Origin of the sequence: Schleiferilactobacillus perolens DSM 12744 (genome assembly GCF_001435585.1) — a bacterium.
In the GTDB taxonomy this organism is placed as follows: Bacteria; Bacillota; Bacilli; order Lactobacillales; family Lactobacillaceae; genus Schleiferilactobacillus; species Schleiferilactobacillus perolens.
This window is the reverse complement of sequence record NZ_AZEC01000002.1, coordinates 276,274-296,306: the sequence shown is the minus strand read 5'-3', so window position 1 is coordinate 296,306 and position 20,033 is coordinate 276,274. Positions and strand designations below refer to the sequence as shown.

The window sequence follows — 20,033 nt, the reverse complement described above, 5'->3', positions numbered from 1 at the left end:
AGTGAGCACCGTTCTCTTGATTCTATGCAATCGGCTAGTCCCGTTATCGACTGTTCAAGTGGAATGTGGTGACACATTCAATACGGGTGGAACCGCGCATAAGCGTCCCAGTAATCTTTTGATTGCTGGGATTTTTTAATTTAAGGAGGAATTTTTATGGCTTCAGTAACGTTAACATTTCCCGATGGTGCCAAACAGCAGGTTGAGTCTGGGACAACAGCCCTGGATGTGGCCAAGGGCATTAGCAACAGTCTGGCCAAAGCGGCAGTGGCGGCCACAGTGAATGGTAATCCTGTTGATTTGTTGGCGCCCATCAAACAGGACGCTAAGATTACGATCGTCACCAAGAAAGATGCTTTGGGCTTAGCCGTATTACGCAACACAGGGGCTTTTTTGTTGGCAGCTGCGGTCCACAAAAGTTTTCCCAGCTACAATTTAGGTGAGGGCAAGGCTCAGGAAGATGGTTTCTTCTACGACACGGATAATCCTGCCAATGGTGAAAATCAAATTGCAGTCACTGACCTGCCAGCTTTAGAGAAAGAAATGAAGGCCGCAGTCAAAGACGACGACAAGATCGAACGGGTCTTGATGGATAAAGAAGAACTGGCCAAACACTTTGAAGATGATCCATACAAGGCTGCTTTGGTCAAGGCTCAAGCAGGTGTGCAAATTCCTGTGCACAAGTTAGGTGATTTCATCGACTTTGGTTATGGTCCCATTTTACCGGATACCAAGTTATTGAAGCACTTCTCTTTACTTAGCGTGGCAGGTGCTTATTGGCAAGGCAAGTCTTCTAATCCGATGTTGCAACGGATTTATGGGACTGCCTTCTTCGGCGCCGATGAGTTAGAGGCGGATGCGAAGCGTCGGGCAGATATCAAGGAACGGGATCACCGGACGATCGGCCGGGAATTGGATTTGTTCTTTGTGGATCCGTCTGTCGGTGCTGGTTTAGCTTACTGGATGCCCAAAGGGGCTACCATTCGCCGGACAATTGAACGGTATATCATCGACAAGGAAATTGCCAACGGGTATGAACATGTTTATACACCAATCTTGGCCAATCTGGATCTCTACAAGCAATCCGGTCACTGGGATCACTACAAAGACGACATGTTCCCGCCAATGGACATGGGCGATGGCGAAATGCTGGAACTGCGGCCAATGAATTGCCCGTCTCATATTCAGATTTATAAGCATCATATCCGCAGCTACCGGGAATTACCGATCCGGATTGCTGAACTGGGGATGATGCACCGGTACGAAAAGTCTGGGGCGTTATCTGGTTTGCAACGGGTTCGCGAAATGACTTTGAATGATGGTCATACTTTCGTCGCCCCAGATCAAATTCAAGACGAGTTTAAGAAGATCTTGACATTGATGATGGATGTATACGCTGATTTCGATATTAACGATTACAGCTTCCGTTTGAGCTATCGCGATCCCAAGAATACTGCCAAGTATTTTGATGATGATGCGATGTGGAATAAGTCTCAAGCAATGTTGAAGGGCGCCATGGACGATCTTGGCTTGGATTATTACGAAGCCGAGGGGGAAGCCGCATTCTATGGCCCTAAGCTGGATGTCCAGACCAAGACGGCGCTTGGTAATGATGAAACGTTGTCTACCATTCAATTGGACTTCATGATGCCTGAGAAGTTCCATCTGACTTATGTGGGTGACGATGGTGAGGAACACCGGCCGGTTATGATTCACCGGGGTGTCATTTCCACCATGGAACGGTTTATCGCTTATCTGACTGAAATCTACAAAGGTGCCTTCCCAACTTGGCTGTCTCCGATTCAATGTGAAATCATCCCCGTCAATACGGACTTGCACATGGATTATGCATTAGAGATCAAGAAACGCTTACTCAAAGAGGGCGTGCGGGTCGAAGTGGATGATCGCAATGAAAAGATGGGTTACAAGATTCGCGAATCACAGACTCAAAAGATTCCTTATACCTTAGTTGTGGGTGACGAGGAAAAGAAGGATTCCAGCGTTTCAGTACGACGTTATGGTGAGGACAAGACTGAATCTCAGGATTTGGAAATGTTCATCGACGCAATTGTGGCCGACATCAAGAATTATTCGCGAACTGGCAGTGCTAAGAACTCCAAGGTTTTATCTGCGCTTGACAAGAACTAATCGTCTCTGTATACTATTAAGAGTTGAGAAAATGCAAGTAGAGACACCCGTCTCTCGCCCAAGTTATAAACCTCTGGGCTCGTATAATCGGTAGACTCTTATTTCCGGACGGGTGCATTGTGCATCCGTCCGTTTGTGTTTTCTTAGTTTAGAAGGATAAAGAATAGGAGAGGTGAATTACCATAGCAAGAGATTTGATGGTAAACGATGGCATTCGTGCCCGTGAAGTCCGTCTGATCAATCAGGACGGCGAACAATTGGGTGTTAAATCCAAACAGGACGCATTGCAATTGGCCGAACAAGCCAATTTGGACGTCGTCCTCGTTGCCCCTGGAGCGAAACCACCTGTTGCCCGAATTATGGACTACGGAAAGTATCGCTTCGAACTGCAGAAGAAGGACCGAGAAGCACGGAAGAAGCAAAAGACCATCAACATCAAAGAGGTGCGCTTGAGCCCGACGATTGAGACCAATGATTTCAATACGAAGCTTAACAACGCCCGCAAATTCTTGAGCAAAGGTGCCAAGGTCAAGGCTTCTGTTCGGTTCCGCGGCCGGGCAATCACCCATAAAGATATCGGCCAAAAAGTGTTGGACGAGCTTGCTAAGCAAACCGCTGACATTGCTACGGTCGAAACTCGGCCCAAGATGGACGGTCGTTTCATGTTCTTGATGTTGGCTCCCAAAGTCGAAAAGGACAACAACTAAGACCGCTCAAATTCTGTAGGAAATTAGGAGGATTTTTCAAATGCCAAAGTTTAAAACACATCGCGCATCAGCAAAACGCTTCAAGCGGACTGCTTCAGGTGCTTTGAAGCGTCACCATGCTTACACGTCCCACCGGTTCCACGGCAAGACAGTCAAGCAGCGGCGGCAATTACGGAAATCAGCTTTAGTATCTGCGAGTGATATGAAGCGGATCAAACCGATGCTTTCGCAAATGAAGTAATCGCACAACTGTTTTTGTACGTGAAAGAATAAGGAGGAACTCGTAATGGCACGTGTTAAAGGTGGAACTGTTGCGCGTAAACGGCGCAAAAAGGTATTAAAACTGGCAAAGGGTTACGTTGGCGCGAAGCACTTATTGTTCAAGTCAGCCAATGCCCAAGTAATGAACTCTTATCGGTATGCATTCCGCGATCGTCGGCAGGTTAAGCGTGATTTCCGCAAGCTTTGGATTGCGCGGATTAACGCGGCTGCTCGCCAAAATGATATGAGCTACAGCCAATTAATGCATGGTTTAAAGGTCGCAAACGTGACAATCAACCGGAAGATGCTGGCTGATTTAGCGGTTGCTGATCCCGCCGGTTTCACTTCTTTGGTGGATACCGCAAAAAAGGCAATTGCTTAATTATATATTAGGATTGTCAAATACCCGGGTGGGTGATAAACTGCCCGGGTATTTTTGTAAAGAGGGAGATACGGACCGGTTAAGTCAATTAGAAGGGGGGCGTCGTGTTGCACTTGCAGCGCCGTGTTCAATGTGCATTCCGTATAGCAGTTTTGGCGATACTGTGTGGTGTTGTGGCCGTCGTTGTGGGAACTACCATGGCCGGGCAAGCACGCCACCGTCCAGTTGTGTTGACGACACAGGAGAAGAGTACCATGAACTTTCCAACGATCTTTGTACCTGGATGGCATTCAACTGGATATTCCACTCAACTGATTACTGATGATATTGTTTCCTTGGGGGTTACCGATACTGTCACAACGGTGAAAGTATCGCCCCAGGGTCAGTTTGAGTTTATTGGGCCAAAACCCCGCGCCAACTCGCGTAATCTATTGCGGATCATCTTTGTAAACAATCGAGCCGGGGAAGTGCAGTATGCCCAGTGGCTGCATCAGTTGATGAATTATTGTTATGAACACTTCGGTTTTCGCCGCGTTAATCTGGTGGGCCATTCTATGGGAGCATATGCGTCGACGCTGTATACGTTTCGTTTTGGCCAGGCCAGTGGCTTGCCGCGAGTGGCTAATTTGGTGACGATAGCCGGCCCGTTTGATGGCATTATTGGCCGTGCACCGCTCAACTCCTTTATTCATCCAAACGATGGGACCACTTGGACGGATGAGCCGCATCAAAATCGATTAGATCAAAACGGCCGTCCGGTTTTGATCCATCCCGAGTATGCTCGTTTGGCGCAATATGCTTCTGGCGTACCCAAGACGCTGCGGATGCTCAATATTTATGGGGATCTAGGTGATGGCTCAGAAGCAGATGGGGTGGTGACTATTCCTTCAGCCACCAGTATCGCTTATTTGGTGAAAAATCGGATTACGGTATTCAAGCAGGTTAAAGTGGTAGGGCCCAACGCGCAGCACTCTGCCTTACATGAACATAATTGGGAAGTCACGCAGAATGTTGTGAAATTTCTGTGGCCAGTATTTGTGGCACATACGACTTCGTAATGGCGTCGTGAATTGCGGTAGAGCCTATTTTTCTCCTTGGCTTAACTCACATTCTTTGCGATAATGATAGTGATGGCGATCACAAACGATCATGCCAAATTTGCATATTGCAGAGGAGGAATTATCGTGAAGAAATTCATCACGATCTCTGTCACTCTACTGATGATCGGCCTTCTATCCGCTTGCCAAACCAGTAGTAATACGGCGGAAAAGTCCGGCACTCGCTCAGTCTCAACTGCACAATCAGCCAGTCGCAAAAAGCACACCATATCATCGTCCGCATCCGAAAAAACGTCATCGCAGGCCGAATATGCCATTGCGCATCATGCCCAGCATTTGGATCAAGTAAAACTGGGGATGACAAAAGGCGAGATCAAGGCCTTGGTGGGTCGACCGCATTCGTACTCGGAGAATACTTGGGGATACGTTGAGGGGGACCTTTACTTCCAACAGGGCCGCTTAACGGGTGGGACTCCAGAGCAAGTGAGACAGCTGACAGATAACAGTATCGACAGTCAACCCGTTTCTCCTCAAGCGCAGGGAATGGCTCGCTCCTTTGCGCATAAACCAATTATCGTATTGAATAAAAATCCTGCCGTATTTCCCCGCAAAACTGTTGGTGATGCCAGCCATTATACATGGACCACACATAATCCCAATGTCGGGACGCTAATTCGCGTTGACACCCCTAACTTGCGTACGGCAATTTATTTGTCAGATCAGAACGCCGAGAATGGGATAGGCGGTTTAGTTTACGAAGATCGTACTATCACTGCAAATAACGACTAGACCATTCCAAAAAGTCCACATCCAATTTTTGTCGGGTGTGGACTTTTTGGTTACTTTAATTTGGTCGGTGCTGACTGTTGGCGCGGCCATGCTAAAAATCCGGCCATGCTCGTACCAAGGATGATAAAAACAACAGTGGCGAACCAGTTACCGTGGGCCCCCATGGCAAACGCTAATGTTGCAAACAGTCCACCCACGGTGAACAGAATACCTGCTTGCTGAATCTTAGTGAGTAAGTGGAATGACGTTTTGAAACCAGCCACCAACAACAGAGAACCAGCAAAGGACGCTAAACCAAATAGAATATGACCCACAATTAGGGCACTAAACATCGAAACTCCTCCTTAAAGGGTGATTCAATCGATACTTCGAAAGTGGTTTCATTATATTGAACAAAACGTACCGAGTCAAGAATTTATTCTAAAGGGTATGTAATTGGTGTGTATTGCAAAATAAAAACTCCTTGGAAATTCCAAGGAGCTCGGTGATTATGGAGGTGACGGGAGTTGAACCCGTGTCCATACGCATTGCCATGCAAATCTCTACATTCATAGATTAACAACTTATTAATCTCGTCTGCACGAAACGCCGCTAATCAAGGCTGGCACGCACAGACATGCCTGTAAGTCTCTTATTCAGCACCCAGGTGTAGCGCTGAATCGTAACCCGGTGATTTTTTGAGACCCTTGACCACCGCCCGGGTCACGGCGATGAAGGATCACGCTAGTAAGCTGTGATTAGGCAGCTAAAGCGTAAGAATTTTGATCTTTTGCAGTTATATTAACTGTGACGGTGATGACGCAGACGTCTCCTGCGGAATGCAACTCACACTCACCTACGCATGTCGAATCCGTAACACCCCCAGATTCGTAATGCATGATAAGCTTAGCAAGAAACACCCGGATTGTCAACTTCACCACATGTGGTTGACGGCAATACGTCTACTTTTTGACAGGTTTAGCCGCCTTTTTCTTCAACAGCGAAACAATCTTCCTGGGAATATTCTTCTTCTCCTGTTTCCCCTGAAGAATATTCTCAATATCCCGCCAAAACCGCACACTCATAACCAGCATCAATACTGCCAGAACAATAGAAACTTCTGGCGTAAAAACAAACAAACTGATAATCAGGTAGACAGCCAATATCGCAATCCCTGCTAGACTAAGGTATTGAGTGGCCAGAAGTACTACCAAGGCACCGATCAGGGCCATGAATCCCCAAAAGGGATTGTAGAGGACAACCAAAGCGACGGTCACTGCAACACCCTTGCCGCCGCGGAAATTTTGCCAGACGGGAAAGTTGTGACCCAAGGTAGCTCCCACCGCCGCATAAAGAGTAGCAAGGGAGCCAATATTGGACCCAAACCAATACTGGGCGAGGACCACCGCCAGAATCGTTTTACCTAAGTCACCAATTAATACCAGCACGCCGGGACCGAAGCCGAGCTGCGCCATCACATTGGCCATGCCGGGGTTGCCGGAGCCAATCTTACGGGGAGAGGTATGAGCAAATAGGTAAGTCACCGCAAATGCTGTGAGAAAATTACCCAACACATAGCCCAGCAGCATACTGCCAATACGGGGAAGAATCATAGTTATCTCCTATTTGATTAAATTAAAGTGACGCAACCCATTACGGATGCCATCCGCGGTATTGGTGCTGGTGATAAATTCTGCCCGGTCCTTGGCTGCAGTAATCCCATTACCCATTGCCACAGGATGATCAACGTATTCCAACATGGGCAGATCGTTAGGACCGTCGCCGAATGCATAAGTAGGAATGTCTGTCAGTTTCAACAATGCCAGTAAACGTTCGATACCTTTGCGTTTTGACACGGTTTTTAGCACAGTATCAATGGAGTGGGGACCATTGCGATAAAAATCCAGCTCGTCTTTCAGTGGAAATTCATAACGACCGTCATTTTTTTCAGTTAAGATCAATAGCATGAGAATGTCGCGACCTTGATAATAGTCAGGATCAACGGCAGGAATTGTGGTCTTAATATCCGTATAGGCAGTTCGCATGGCAGTTGTATCCCGAGTCGTGCGGATGGCGTCGGCAGTATAAAAACTGACAGCTTCACCCAGGGCGTCACCAATGGCCACTGTCTGATCCACGATGTCATGGGGAATCACGCCGCGATAGATGGCCTTGCCCTCGTATTCAATGTAACCGCCGTTTAAGGTAATGAATGTATTGATACCAGTGGCCCGGCGGGCATCTTTAATTTCTAAGGGTGAGCGGCCGGTAGCAATAATGGGTAGATAGCCATTGTCTTTGAGCTCATGGACTGCGTTGGCGGTACTGTCATCGACCACGGAATGGCCGTTGAGCAGCGTTCCATCAAGGTCGAAGAATACGACGCCTGAATATTGAGTCATAGTATTCCTCCTAAAAAGTTTTCAAATTATAAAGCGTTCAGCGTAATGGTAGCATTTTTGGCATTCCCTTGTAAATCGGTTAAAATAAAGCGTGTAAGCTTGCTGCTCTAACTGAGTGGTGAGGAAAGGAAAGCAGGTGCGACCATGATTTTTGTATGGGTCGGCGGAATTATTTTGGCAATTGGAGTGAAGTATGTTTTTTGGCCCGCCAAAAGAGCCGATGAAATTGTGGCTTACAAGTCGTATTTGGCCAGTACCAACGAAGCTGCGTTTAAATATGCGCAGCAACAAGCGCGAAATGCCCATTTGATCATTGGCGGAGGAACCCTCCTTCTTGGTTTATTCATACATTGGTTACATTGGGACAACTTTTTTATCATATGGTTATTCTTAAGCGTGTTACTCACCGTGGGCATCTTTGCCTATGTTGAAACAAAATTGAAGAAATACTTAATCGACCGGGACGAATTGCCTCGAGACTATGTGGACCCAGACAACAATCTCGCCCACAAACGGCGTCATCGAACAATCGGGTTACGCGATCGACTGAAGTAAAGGGGTATGGACATGAAGCTTTTAATGATTGAGGATAATAAATCTGTTTCGGAAATGATGTCGATGTTTTTCCAAAAAGAAGGTTGGGACGTTGTTTTTGCGTATGATGGCAACGAGGCAGTGGATAAATTCAATGAAGATCCCACTGGTTGGGATATTATCACACTGGATTTGAATTTGCCTGGTAAAGACGGTATGCAAGTCGCTAAAGAAATTCGTGAAGTTTCCCAAACCGTGCCGATCATTATGTTAACCGCGCGGGACTCGGATAGTGATCAGGTCTTGGGATTGGAAATGGGGGCCGATGATTATGTCACCAAGCCTTTCAGTCCCATCACGTTGATTGCCCGCATCAAGGCACTGCATCGACGGGTGGAAATGGGTGAAGGAGAAGAACATAGCGAGAGCGCTGATGATGCCTACGATGTGACCACTGGCCATTTGCAGTTGTCGACTAAAACGCGGGAAGCTTTTTTGGATGGCAAGCAAATCGAGAATTTAACACCGAAGGAATTTGATTTGTTGAAGACATTGGCACAAAAGCCTAAACAGGTATTTTCTCGGGAACAATTATTGGAATTAGTCTGGGATTATGAATATTTTGGGGATGAACGAACCGTCGACGCCCACATTAAAAAGTTGCGCCAAAAAATTGAAAAGGTGGGTCCACAAGTCATCCAGACGGTTTGGGGGGTCGGCTATAAGTACGATGATAGCGACCTTTCGGATGGGCAAAGTGAGGACGAATGAAACTTATCTACCAGTTGATGATCAGCTTCTTCGCGGTGATCCTGACCGTGATCTTCATCGTGGGCGGTACGGTTCTTAATTATTACAGTAATTACGTGTATAGCAGCACGTATGATCAACTGACAGGTTATGGGCAAAATGCTGAGCGGTTGGTGGCCAGAACGTCCAGTGATGGTCATTATCAGATCAATGCTGAAACCATTCGCAACATTGAGACGGTGTTTAAAAATCAAAAGGTCAATTTTGCGATTTATTCCGCCGCGACCAATCAGACCAATGGTAATCTGCGTGTTTATCCTGCCCCGAATGAGAATGCCATGCGACCAGTACCGCTGCATTTGACTAAAGCATATTGGCAGACTCTGAAGAAGAGCGAATATATTCGGGATGTGTCTTCCACGGGTAAACTGTTGCGAATGGATCAAATGCCAACAGGGGCCCAGCCAGAAGCATATGTTGTCGTTCCCTGGTTCTATGAGAACAAGATGATTGCTGCCGTGGTGGTCAGCGCGCGCATTGCAGACATTAACTCGAATATTAACCAGATCGAGTCCAATATGTTTGTGGCCCTGATTATTTCGTTGGTACTGGCTTTAATCTTGGCTTATTTACTGGCACGGTATCAGGTTTCTCGAGTCAATCAGGTACGTCATGCGGCCCATGAAGTCGCAGATGGGAACTTTGATATTGATTTGCCCAGTAAGCATCGAGATGAAATTGACGATTTGGCGAGTGATTTTAATATCATGGCCAAGTCACTGCAGGATTCGCAAAATGAAATCGAGCGGCAGGAAGAACGCCGCAAAGAATTCATGGCGAATGCGGCACACGAAATGCGGACGCCATTGACTACGATCAATGGTCTGTTGGAAGGTTTAGCCTACGATGCTATTCCTGAAGAGTCTAAGGGTAAGAGCATCGAATTGATGCGTGGTGAAACCAAGCGACTCATCCGATTAGTTAATGAAAACCTGGATTACGAAAAAATCCGCACCGGTCAGATTCGACTATCTGAGCGGGAGTTTGATGCCATGGAGCCTTTGCACAATATTGTGACACAATTGACGCAAAAGGCTGCGGAGGCCAAAGATAAGTTGATATTGGAAGGAACTGCGCCGGTACAAGTGTACGCTGATTACGACCGGTTCGTGCAAATAATTTTCAACGTGATCCAAAACGCCATTCAATTTACCCAAAATGGTCAAATTACCATTAAGGCTGAGCGGGGCTTCCATGAGGCGGCCTTTACGATTTCAGATACGGGGATTGGGATGACGCCAGATCAAGTACGCAATATCTGGGATCGGTATTACAAGGCTGATCCGTCTCGTAAAAACACGAAGTACGGGGAATCTGGACTGGGGCTTTCAATTGTGCATTCGCTGGTCAAACAACACGGCGGCGATATCAAAGTGCACAGTCAATTGCATGAGGGCACCACGTTCAAAATTACATTCCCGGATAGCACGGAACCCAAGGAAGAAAAACCAAAATTGGAAAAGTAAACAGCATCAAAAAACTGGTCACCGTGATAATTTCTGCGGCGGCCAGTTTTTTTAAGTTAGACCGTAAACTTTAGCGGCTCTCCCTGCAGGTAGGCAGTAATATTGGCAGTGATCAATGCTGCCATGGCTTCCCGGGCTTCAACGGTCGCATTACCGATGTGTGGTGTCAGTATGACGTTTTCCATTTTTTTAAGACCCGCGCTCACCTGAGGCTCGTGCTCGTATACATCCAGGGCAGCACCAGCGATTTCTCCGGCTTGCAGTGCCTTGAGCAGGGCTGCTTCGTCAATGACGGGTCCACGAGCAACATTAATCAAAACCGCGTCATGACGCATTTTAGCCAATTTTGGAGCATCAATTAAATGGTGCGTACCGGCAACCAGCGGTACATGCAGACTGACGAATTGACTTGTCGCGAGTAATTGGTCAAGGGTGGCATAATGCACACCCAATGTCTTCTCTTCATCTGAGGTGAGGGCATGACGCTGCCAGTATTGGACGGACATTCCCAACGCAGTTGCCTTGGCCGCAACTGATCGGCCAATCGCGCCCAAACCAACAATTCCCAGCGACTTGCCTTGGATCTCGTGGCCTAAGAAGAATAATGGTTCCCAGGCTTTGAACCCTTCGTGGCGCATGAGGGAGTCGCCCTCGGGCAAGCGGCGACTCCAGGCTAAGATTAACGCGATGGTTAACTCGGCCACTGCGTTGGCGGACACGCCGGGAGTATTCACGACCTGAATATTGCGGGCATGGGCGTCGTCCAGTGCAATGTTATCCACACCTGCCCCATAGTTTGCAATTAAGCGTAAATGCGGTGCGGCGGCTAACACATCAGTTGTCACCGGAGTCGATAAGGGAACCACCAGAATTTCAGCATTTTTAACGCCATCTTTGAGTTCAGCGAGGGTAATAGGGTCGGCACTTTGATGAATGGTGACATGCACGGGCAATTTTGCTAACTGGTCCGTCATGAGTTGAGGTACGGGTGCGGCAATAAATATTTCATGCATCACAACAAATCTCCAATCTGATTAACTTAGTGAACACTTCCATTATGCCCAGCACCATTGGAGAACGCAAAAAAATGGACTCAGCCGACGGTGCAGGCTAAATCCATTTTTTGCTATTCGCGTTTAAACATGCTGGCGTTGAGAAGGCGTTCCGGCGGCTGACCATCGATCATTTCGTGATCACTAGTCACCATAATCAAATGACTTTGCGTGGACTGCAAAACGTTTTCTAACAAATTGAAGAAGATCCGGAAGGTGGAAACTCCCTGGTGATCCAAGAAATTGGTAGTCACAATAAAATGGCGTTTTAACAATAAAAACCGGAAGAGCTGAACATAGAAACGCTCGGTCTCATTCAACGTGCTAGCGGGTTTATCCAAAAAGTCATGGGTGTTGAGTTCCGTGTACTCGTTGTCCAAAAGAAATTGGCGCAGCCGTTCGACATCATTTTTGGGCGAGTCAATTAAGATATTGTCGGCCACAGATAAAAAAGGAATTACCGATTGATCGCTGGGATCAACGAAGCCAACATCATCCAATCGATGGAAATCATGCCATAACTTTTGATAAAAAGCAGCAGGCGTCGTATCCGCAGGTGTTAGGACAAAGTAGGAACCGGGGGTGGTCAAAGTGTCCATCCAGGGTGTCGTCATACTGGCTTTGCGCAATGTGCATTCCTCCTAAACGTTTCGAGCGATTATTATTGTTTGCGACTTAACCGGAATCGCCACCAGTGGATCCCAACCCATGAACTGCCGATGATGGCCAGAATCACGAGAGCGAAGAATGAAAAGAAATTCTCACGGATACCGCTGGTGAAGATGGAGATGCGGTTGATGTAGACGGTATTGCCAGCAAGCAATTCGTCCCAATTGAAATAGGTAAACTGCTGGTGAAATAAATTACTAATGAATCGATTGTCGTCGGCCGTCTTCACAACAGTTGTCAAAATGTTGGGAAATTGATAGGCAAATAATTGCTGATTCAGATCCCGCAGCCAATTGATTCCGACAAAAGTGAGAATAATACCCAGTCCGAATACGATGACATATGCCAAAAGAAAAAGCAGAAAGTACTCGGTAAACAATTGCAAGGAAATCCAAGACACGGATTTGTCAGTGGCGGTATAGGCCTTCAACTCACTTTGGCGGGCATGGAGGGAAAATAGATGGACGACTACCAGGAAAAGAAAGAAGCCAAGATAGGTGTATTGGATATAGTGTTCATACAATCCCAACATGTCTATATGACTTTGCTGCAAGGCATCAATTGTGTACTTCAATGCAGTCTGCACCGACTGAGGAAACATCTTGATATTTTGCATAAAATTGATCGAAATCGATGTTTCAATTTGGTGCAACATTTGCAATGCCAGCGCAACGATCATAAATACGACCATTCCGCTGACTACAACGATAGAATTGCGGCGGTGATACTTCAAACTGGCAATTGCGCGATTAATAAACAGCATCCTTTACCCTCCACAATTATTGTACCGGTTGAGTTTGAATAATTTGTGAAAAAATGAAGTTAAGGATTTGCACTGCTTGATTTGGAAACCTTTTCTTTGTCAGATTGCGAGATTTCCTTTTCCTTTTTCAACTGATCAGCGGGTACATTGTTGATGGCATCGTTATTTTCCTGTAATTCTGGCGCATCCGTTTGATAAAGACCAGTTGTCGTGCGATCGCCGTTTTTGCTATACAAACTGGTCGATTTTTTACCCAACATTTTCTCGGTGGCTTGTAATTTGGTCCATAGCGCCCGGTAATCGTATTGTTTTGGATCGACCGGGGTAAAATTGGCCGGTGTATAAAACCGCAACAGATTCTTTGAATTAAGGGAATCCGATAGCGACAATGTGTTGTCTACCTGGGTTTGCAAATTGTTGAAGTTTTCCTTTTGGGCATCTGTGGGGTTAGTCACAGGCAAGCCCGTGTGGTTGTCATATACGCTGCTGTCTGCGCCTTTGCCGCCTACAAAGGTGTAATTTGGTGTGACGAAGTTGTTGTTCCGGAAGATGACTGTTTGATCATGTTGGGGGGACAACAAATCGGTGCCAAATTGGACATACTGTTTGGTATTTACGCCTAACAGATGGAGAAGAGTCGGTAGTACATCAATTTCACCGCCGTATTGAGGCTGTAATCCGCCCTTTAATCCGGGCATATGCAGCATAAAGGGCACCCTTTGCATTTGCGCATTGTCAAAAGCAGTCCAGTGACTCGGATCACGCCCGAGCATTTTGGCCAACGATAAGTTATTGGAATTGGAGAGACCATAATGGTCGCCGTAAATCATCACCAGAGAATTATCGTACAGACCAGATTTCTTCAGGTAGTCAAAGAATTCTTTGATGGATTGATCCAGATAATTTGCCGTCCGGAAGTAGTTATCCACCAAACTATCACCCGTGTTGCCCTTGGGAAAAGTACTATCTGTGTTGGTGATCATGAAAGGAAAGTGGTTGGTGACGGTAATGTATTTCACGTAGAAAGGTTGCTGCATTTGTTCCAAATATTTAGTGCTTTCAGCGAACAGCAACTTATCTTTCAGCCCATAACCCATGGAATTGTCAGCGGATGTGTCAAAATAGCGGGAGTCAAAGAAATACTGATACCCCAAGTTCTTGTAAACACTGTCCCGATTCCAGAAACTACCTACATTGCCATGGAAAACGCCGGAGGTATACCCCGCACTTTGCTGCAAAATAGCCGGGGCAGACTGAAAGACATTGTCACTGCCCAGGGAAGTGAAGACAGATCCGTCGGAAATACCGTATACAGAGTTTTCTAACATATTTTCGGCATCACTGGTCCGACCGAGTCCCACTTGATGATAAAAGTTGTCGAAAGACAGCGTATCACTGCTCTTGTAAAGGCTATTGAGAAAAGGTGTGACTTCCTTGCCGTCCACCTTATAATTAATTAAAAATTGTTCAAAACTTTCCAGATGAATGATGATGACGTTTTTATTCTTAGCCACGCCAAAATATTGGGGGTCGGGAGCGGCATAATGCTTCCGGGTGTATGCGAGCACGTTGGTTAAATCAGTCCCGTCCGCCTGCGACCGAATCTGGTTATTTTGCGCAGAACGGGCTGCATCGTAAACCATGAAGGCATTAATTCCTAAGTAGCGCACAATGTAATTACGGTCAAAGGTTCGCGTCAACAGTTGTGGTCGGGAGGTATCCGCCAGTGTGAGGTTAACAGCGAATAAAACGACGGCGCCACTCAAACAAGCCCACGCATTGACCGATGGGTAACGCTTGGGATTCATGGGAATGGCCTTACGCAACAAGAGAAGTAAGAGGATGATAATATCCAACCAGTAAAAGACATCGTGGATGGTCATCAGCTTGAGTGTACTGCTGCCTAAGCCGGCACTGACCTTAGAGGCATTTAAAATTGTGGAAAGGGTCAGAAAGTCGGTGAATTGACGATAGTAAATAATGTTACTATACAATAAAAGCGTATTGGCCACATACAGACCAAACAGCACCCAGTAAGCTATTTTTGGACGGGGAATGAAGTAACTGAGGCTGAAGAGTAAAAGGGTCGTGGCCAGTGGGTTCAAAGCGAGTATAAAAGCGTCGTACGGATTATCAACCCCCAAAGAAAAATCGACTGTATAGGCAAGCATACACTTAGCCCAGTACAGGAAGACGAGCAGGGCGGTAAAGCGCGGACGCGTACGAACCCATTGCTGAATTTTGAGCATGACCGTGATCCTTTCTGTGTTCATTGCCAACATTGTAACGCGGAACGCGATTAGTGCGCAATTCCGGACCCAACTGTAAGTAAATTCTAAAACATGGAGAGGGCGTGTCCCATTGATTTTCTTGGGTCCGTTGTATAACTGGGTGGCAACCACCTTTAGTGATCGTATCAACCATTTTCCACTGATTCGGTTGACGTTTTATTCGCTGGATAAGACACTGCTGTATTTCTTGATTTTTATCGGAGTGCGTTTGATTTGGCGCCATCATCGACACACCACCGGAGGTTGGGGCAAAGAATTGCTGGTGTGGGTGTTTGTCTTTTATCTAATGCTGGTTTTTGCGCTCACTGTGTTTCGCGGGGTTTATTTCCCATGGCAGTTGCATCTTTATCTGCATCGCCCATTAAGTGATGTGAACTGGCAGCTATGGACTCAAACCGCCAAGCTGCAGCAGGGCCAATCCATTGTCGATTTCATCTACAATCTTTTTGGGAACATTGCCTGGTTCATTCCTTTTGGCGTATTGTATCCCGCCATCCGGAAAAAACGAGTGGGGCTATTTACCACAGTGTTAACGGGAATGCTGGTGTCCTGTATCATCGAAGCGCTCCAGTTTATCCTGTACACTGGTATTTCTGATGTGGACGATGTGATGTTTAATACGCTGGGGGCATTATGTGGTTATCTGCTGTACGCAATTGGCCGACGCCTGTTTCGACGGTAGGACGGTAAAACACAGCTTGCTTAAATCCACAAAAAAAGAAGTTTCGCTTTTTGAGCGAAACTTCTTTTTGCTCACGTCAAATTACTTGTTTAGACGCGCTGTCAGTTCTTTAGTCAATTCTTCATAACCTTGGCGACCCAACAGGGCAAACATATTCTTCTTATAGGCTTCCACCCCGGGTTGATTGAATGGGTTGATACCATTCAGATAACCAGAAATTGCCACTGCAATTTCAAAGAAGTAGATTGTGTAGCCCAAAGAATAAGCATCCTGCTTCGGTACGTTGACAGTCATTACCGGTACGCCACCATCAGTATGGGCTAATACCACACCATGATAAGCCTTGTCATTGACATAGTTCATGGACTTGCCAGCCAAGTAACCAAGCCCGTCCAAGTTCTTGTCATCATCGGGGATGGTGACATCGTTAGGCGCGTCATCAATCTTAACCACTGTTTCAAACAGATTACGCAGACCCTCCTGGATATATTGGCCCAGGGAGTGCAGATCAGTTGAGAAGTTGGCGGAAGAAGGATAGATACCCTTTTGATCTTTACCTTCGGATTCACCCATTAATTGCTTCCACCATTCGCCAAACAAACGCAGATTCGGTTCGTAGTTTTCCAACAATTCAGTGGTGAAACCTTTACGGTACAGAATGTTACGCAGTGCAGCATAACGATAAGCTTCGTTCTTGGTGACATCTGGATTTGTGTATTCACTCCGGGCATCTGCCGCGCCTTGCATGAGTTGGTCAATATCGCCGCCAGCCACAGCAATCGGCAGCAAACCAACAGCAGAAAGAACAGAGAAACGGCCGCCGATATCATCGGGCACGACAAACTCTTCGTAACCCTCTGCATCTGCTTCAGTCTTCAAAGCTCCTTTTGCCTTATCAGTAGTCGCAAAGATGCGTTCCTTTGCACCGGCTGCACCATATTTGGCAATCAGCTTGGCTTTCAATACGCGGAAGGCAATGGATGGTTCAGTGGTTGTGCCAGACTTAGAAATCACATTGATACTGAAGTCGCGATCACCGATCATTTGTACTAAGTCGTGTAAGTAACTGCCGCTAATGGAATTACCGGCAAAGTACACTTCTGGGACAGAACGGTTGGCCTGTTGGTTATAGAAATTTGGATTCAAGAAATCAATGGCTGCTTGGGCACCCAAGTAGGAACCACCGATCCCAATGGCCACAAAGACTTCAGAATTACCTTGCACCTTCTTGGCAGCGGCTTTGATCCGCGCGAATTCATCTTTGTCATAAGCGACGGGTAAATCAAGGAAACCTCTAAAATCATTACCAGCGCCGGTACCTTCCCGCAACTCTTTATCGGCCGCGGTGACTAACGGTTGAATTTCACTTAATTCGTTGTCGTGAACGAATTTGGTTAACGCAGATGAGTCAAATGAAATATGTGCCATGAATAAACCTGCTTTCTTTTTTTCGATAAACCATTACTCTATCACTTTAATCGCTTACGCACCAAAATGCAATTCCCAACAATTGGTTAGAAACCGTATTATATCAACTGATTTTCAGGGCTTTTATGTTCCAAAAGAGGGGACTTGATTTTTTAAGTGTACTAGGTATAGTAGTACACATAGTACACATCAAATTAAAGGCGGTGACTTGATTGTGGAGGCAAACTATTCGATGGCTTATTATGAGCGGCTGGCATTAAAGATCAAAAATCAAATTTTGCAGGGGATCTGGGCTGCCGGAGACAAATTACCGTCTGTCCGTGAAATGGCGCAACAAGAACAACTCAATCCTAATACAGTGGCGAAAGCATATCGTCAACTGGAAAAAGATGGCGTCATCGAAGTTCAACCGGGGAAGGGCACTTTTATCAAAGCGATGACAGCAACGACTGTGGATCAGCAAAAACCATTATGGCAGCAATTATCGCGATGGTTAATCAACGCGGAAGTGGCGGGGATTACGCGGGTACAAATCGATGATTTTCTGAATACCCGATATTCACCGGCAAAGGAGGATTCCAAGCAATGACAGTGACAGTAATGAATCTGAGTAAACGGATCGATGGCAAAGTCGTACTGCAAGATGTGAGCTTCACCTGGCAACCAGGGCAAATCACGGGTTTGGTCGGGCGTAATGGTGCGGGTAAAACGACTCTTTTTCGAACCATGATGATGCAGTATATTCCAGAAAAGGGAACGGTTTGTCTTAACGAGCAGGCCATCAATCCCCAGGCTAATTTTACCCAGCAGATTTTTTTCGTGGACGGTCAACAAAATTTCTTTGACCGTTCTGAAGTCCAACGAATGGCCGACTACTATGCCTTGATTTATCCCGGTTTCCAAATGGCTGACTTTTTGAATACAGTACGGCATTTCTCAATTGAAGCGACGGCCCGGTGGATGGATCTATCCAAGGGAATGCAAGCCACTGTATTAATGGCATTGGCACTGGCCAGTGACGCGCCGTACATTATCTTGGACGAACCATTCTCCGGTTTGGATGTGATTGCGCGGGATCAAGTGACCAAACTCATTATTCAGGCAGCGGCAGACGGCAATCATGCATTCTTGATTTCCTCCCATGATTTGGAAGAATTGGATGGCATCAGCGATCGGGTATTGATCTTAAAGAATCATCATATTACCCACGATTACGAGTTGGAGAAGCTGCGGGAAGAAGCAAAGAAAATTCAAGTCGTCTTTCGCCACAATCAGGTGCCGCCACTTGTCAAAGAGCAGGGTACCTTGATTCGGGTCACTGGCCAGGTGTTGGAAATTATCTTCCTAAAATATACGGATGCCATTGATGGGGCTCTTCATCAGGCCCAGCCTGTGTTTATGGAAGAACTGCCATTAACCTTAACCGATGTGTTTCGCACCACCGCAGTACATGATACGGACTACTTGATGGGACAGGAGGATTTCACACATGACAAATAAAAAAGTGCGTCAGTTGATTTTAGAACGTCATCGGGTGTGGTTGATCCTCATTGCTGTGCTCACGCTCTTACTGGGTCTGTTTTTGGGGACCAATCATTTGGCCAATCGCGCGACAACCAACGAATACATTCCCAGTGCGCGGTCTTTTACAAAAGAGTATCGGGACTATGTGGGTGATGAGAAAATATCGTACCAAGAATTCGTGCGGCGTCAAAAAACAGAGTATATCGGCGACAAGGGTAATAAAATCACTTTTGGCACCAGTATGTTATTTATAGAGCCGTTCATAATCATGGCACTGGTCGCTGGTGTGCTGATGATGTTCATGGACCAAAACAGTCAGTTTAATCGGTTGTTGTTCAGCAGTGGGGTGGCCAGAAAGAGGATCTTAATGGCCAAAATCTTGCCTTATGTGGCGGTCGTTTTGCTCAGCTATTTAGGCGCTGCGGCAATCATCATGCTCGTTTATCATTTTGGAATTCCCGCACGGTATTTGATTATTGACTGGCCAAACACGATGCTCAATCTAGTCGCGTTTGTCGGCACTTTGCTCTTCGCGTTCGGACTCGGAGCGATGTTTGGCACCATTATCGGTACCGCACTGCCCCTTGTCTTGACAGTGGCATTTCTTGGACTTTCGGGAAGTTCTTTCTTTGACCAGGTGACTCAGTTCTTCCATGTACAAAAACAAGTTTGGCGGTATTTGGACAATGCAGTATCCTATACAATCATCGTTCTGGTACTGACTATGATATTTTTAGGTTTGACGTTCTGGTTTTACGATCGGGTATCCATGGAGAACAGCGGTCATTATTTGCTCCTGGAGTGGTTGCGGCCATGGGTCTTATTAGCCTTCGTGATTTATGTACCGATTGCCACAGGAGACTGGTTATTCGTAGGTGAAAAAGCAATCTCGATGGGCATTACGGGAATCATCGTCTTACTGCTCGGTTACTGGTATTTATACCGCCCCAATCTGCACTGGCATCGCAATCGACGTCAATCCGCATAAAAGGCCAAGTGGGTTTTGCGAGGCATATTCTTTGTTAATGTTCGCCTTTCCCTGTATAATTCAGGGCGATTGAGAATATCGAGCGCCGCTTCATTTCCAC

General features: G+C 46.4%; 21 protein-coding genes and 1 other RNA gene. 13 read left to right on the top strand and 9 right to left on the bottom strand.

Annotated elements, in window-relative coordinates; translation table 11 throughout:
• Positions 1-156 precede the first annotated feature (156 nt).
• The 6 genes from thrS to FD09_RS03600 all read left to right on the top strand — a co-directional run bounded on the left by thrS (position 157) and on the right by FD09_RS03600 (position 5,345).
• Positions 157-2,148, top strand: a complete 1,992-nt coding sequence (gene thrS / locus FD09_RS03625; protein WP_057818426.1) for a threonine--tRNA ligase — start codon at positions 157-159, stop codon at positions 2,146-2,148.
• 176 nt (positions 2,149-2,324) lie between these two features.
• Positions 2,325-2,855, top strand: a complete 531-nt coding sequence (infC, locus tag FD09_RS03620) for a translation initiation factor IF-3 (protein WP_057818424.1) — start codon at positions 2,325-2,327, stop codon at positions 2,853-2,855.
• A gap of 40 nt (positions 2,856-2,895) precedes the next feature.
• Positions 2,896-3,096, top strand: a complete 201-nt coding sequence (gene rpmI / locus FD09_RS03615; RefSeq protein WP_057818421.1) for a 50S ribosomal protein L35 — start codon at positions 2,896-2,898, stop codon at positions 3,094-3,096.
• A 45-nt stretch (positions 3,097-3,141) separates the two neighbouring features.
• A complete protein-coding gene (rplT, locus tag FD09_RS03610) occupies positions 3,142-3,498 on the top strand; it encodes a 50S ribosomal protein L20 (RefSeq protein WP_057818419.1) in 357 nt (118 codons plus the stop codon).
• Positions 3,499-3,695: 197 nt separating this feature from the next.
• Complete coding sequence (locus FD09_RS03605) at positions 3,696-4,556, top strand: alpha/beta hydrolase (RefSeq protein ID WP_268873278.1); 861 nt, start codon at positions 3,696-3,698, stop codon at positions 4,554-4,556.
• A 126-nt stretch (positions 4,557-4,682) separates the two neighbouring features.
• Entirely contained in the window at positions 4,683-5,345 is a 663-nt protein-coding gene (locus FD09_RS03600; RefSeq protein ID WP_057818414.1) for a hypothetical protein, read from the top strand.
• Between the two features lie 50 nt (positions 5,346-5,395).
• On the opposite strand, the gene FD09_RS03595 is transcribed toward FD09_RS03600, so the two are convergent.
• The 4 genes from FD09_RS03595 to FD09_RS03585 all read right to left on the bottom strand — a co-directional run bounded on the left by FD09_RS03595 (position 5,396) and on the right by FD09_RS03585 (position 7,726).
• Entirely contained in the window at positions 5,396-5,677 is a 282-nt protein-coding gene (locus tag FD09_RS03595) for a hypothetical protein (protein WP_057818412.1), read from the bottom strand.
• 156 nt (positions 5,678-5,833) lie between these two features.
• Positions 5,834-6,208: a transfer-messenger RNA gene (gene ssrA, locus FD09_RS15850) on the bottom strand.
• A gap of 78 nt (positions 6,209-6,286) precedes the next feature.
• Positions 6,287-6,937: a glycerol-3-phosphate acyltransferase gene (locus FD09_RS03590; protein WP_057818410.1), complete on the bottom strand. Its 651-nt coding sequence runs from the start codon at positions 6,935-6,937 to the stop codon at positions 6,287-6,289.
• Between the two features lie 9 nt (positions 6,938-6,946).
• A complete protein-coding gene (locus tag FD09_RS03585; protein WP_057818408.1) occupies positions 6,947-7,726 on the bottom strand; it encodes a Cof-type HAD-IIB family hydrolase in 780 nt (259 codons plus the stop codon).
• A 144-nt stretch (positions 7,727-7,870) separates the two neighbouring features.
• Here FD09_RS03585 and FD09_RS03580 point away from each other — a divergent pair, with 144 nt between their 5' ends.
• The 3 genes from FD09_RS03580 to FD09_RS03570 are packed head-to-tail and all read left to right on the top strand — an operon-like array spanning position 7,871 to position 10,536.
• On the top strand, positions 7,871-8,281 hold the full coding sequence (locus tag FD09_RS03580) for a hypothetical protein (RefSeq protein ID WP_057818406.1): 411 nt from the start codon (positions 7,871-7,873) through the stop codon (positions 8,279-8,281).
• A gap of 12 nt (positions 8,282-8,293) precedes the next feature.
• The gene (locus FD09_RS03575; protein WP_057818491.1) at positions 8,294-9,031 is read left to right on the top strand and encodes a response regulator transcription factor; all 738 of its coding nucleotides are present in this window, start codon (positions 8,294-8,296) and stop codon (positions 9,029-9,031) included.
• Complete coding sequence (locus FD09_RS03570; RefSeq protein ID WP_057818404.1) at positions 9,028-10,536, top strand: sensor histidine kinase; 1,509 nt, start codon at positions 9,028-9,030, stop codon at positions 10,534-10,536. Before FD09_RS03575 ends, FD09_RS03570 begins: the two co-directional genes overlap by 4 nt.
• A gap of 56 nt (positions 10,537-10,592) precedes the next feature.
• Here FD09_RS03570 and FD09_RS03565 read toward each other — a convergent pair whose 3' ends face one another.
• From FD09_RS03565 to FD09_RS03550, 4 genes are all read right to left on the bottom strand, one after another.
• Complete coding sequence (locus FD09_RS03565; RefSeq protein WP_057818402.1) at positions 10,593-11,549, bottom strand: NAD(P)-dependent oxidoreductase; 957 nt, start codon at positions 11,547-11,549, stop codon at positions 10,593-10,595.
• A 113-nt stretch (positions 11,550-11,662) separates the two neighbouring features.
• Positions 11,663-12,217 (bottom strand): hypothetical protein, encoded by a 555-nt coding sequence (locus FD09_RS03560; protein WP_057818399.1) that lies wholly within the window; start codon positions 12,215-12,217, stop codon positions 11,663-11,665.
• Between the two features lie 32 nt (positions 12,218-12,249).
• Positions 12,250-13,020 carry a hypothetical protein gene (locus FD09_RS03555; RefSeq protein ID WP_057818397.1) on the bottom strand — a complete coding sequence of 257 codons (771 nt, stop codon included), beginning with the start codon at positions 13,018-13,020 and terminating at the stop codon, positions 12,250-12,252.
• A 59-nt stretch (positions 13,021-13,079) separates the two neighbouring features.
• Entirely contained in the window at positions 13,080-15,293 is a 2,214-nt protein-coding gene (locus tag FD09_RS03550) for an LTA synthase family protein (RefSeq protein ID WP_083487502.1), read from the bottom strand.
• 88 nt (positions 15,294-15,381) lie between these two features.
• On the opposite strand from FD09_RS03550, the gene FD09_RS03545 reads away from it, so the two are divergent.
• Positions 15,382-15,993: a VanZ family protein gene (locus tag FD09_RS03545; RefSeq protein WP_057818393.1), complete on the top strand. Its 612-nt coding sequence runs from the start codon at positions 15,382-15,384 to the stop codon at positions 15,991-15,993.
• An 81-nt stretch (positions 15,994-16,074) separates the two neighbouring features.
• Here FD09_RS03545 and FD09_RS03540 read toward each other — a convergent pair whose 3' ends face one another.
• Entirely contained in the window at positions 16,075-17,421 is a 1,347-nt protein-coding gene (locus FD09_RS03540; RefSeq protein ID WP_057818391.1) for a glucose-6-phosphate isomerase, read from the bottom strand.
• Between the two features lie 232 nt (positions 17,422-17,653).
• Between FD09_RS03540 and FD09_RS16995 the strand changes: the two genes are divergently transcribed.
• The 3 genes from FD09_RS16995 to FD09_RS03525 are packed head-to-tail and all read left to right on the top strand — an operon-like array spanning position 17,654 to position 19,933.
• On the top strand, positions 17,654-18,010 hold the full coding sequence (locus FD09_RS16995) for a GntR family transcriptional regulator (protein WP_057818390.1): 357 nt from the start codon (positions 17,654-17,656) through the stop codon (positions 18,008-18,010).
• Positions 18,007-18,921, top strand: coding sequence for an ATP-binding cassette domain-containing protein (locus FD09_RS03530; protein WP_057818388.1), 915 nt, complete (start codon positions 18,007-18,009; stop codon positions 18,919-18,921). The genes FD09_RS16995 and FD09_RS03530 overlap by 4 nt, the downstream gene beginning before the upstream one ends.
• Entirely contained in the window at positions 18,911-19,933 is a 1,023-nt protein-coding gene (locus FD09_RS03525; RefSeq protein ID WP_057818386.1) for an ABC transporter permease subunit, read from the top strand. Before FD09_RS03530 ends, FD09_RS03525 begins: the two co-directional genes overlap by 11 nt.
• Positions 19,934-20,033 lie beyond the last annotated feature (100 nt).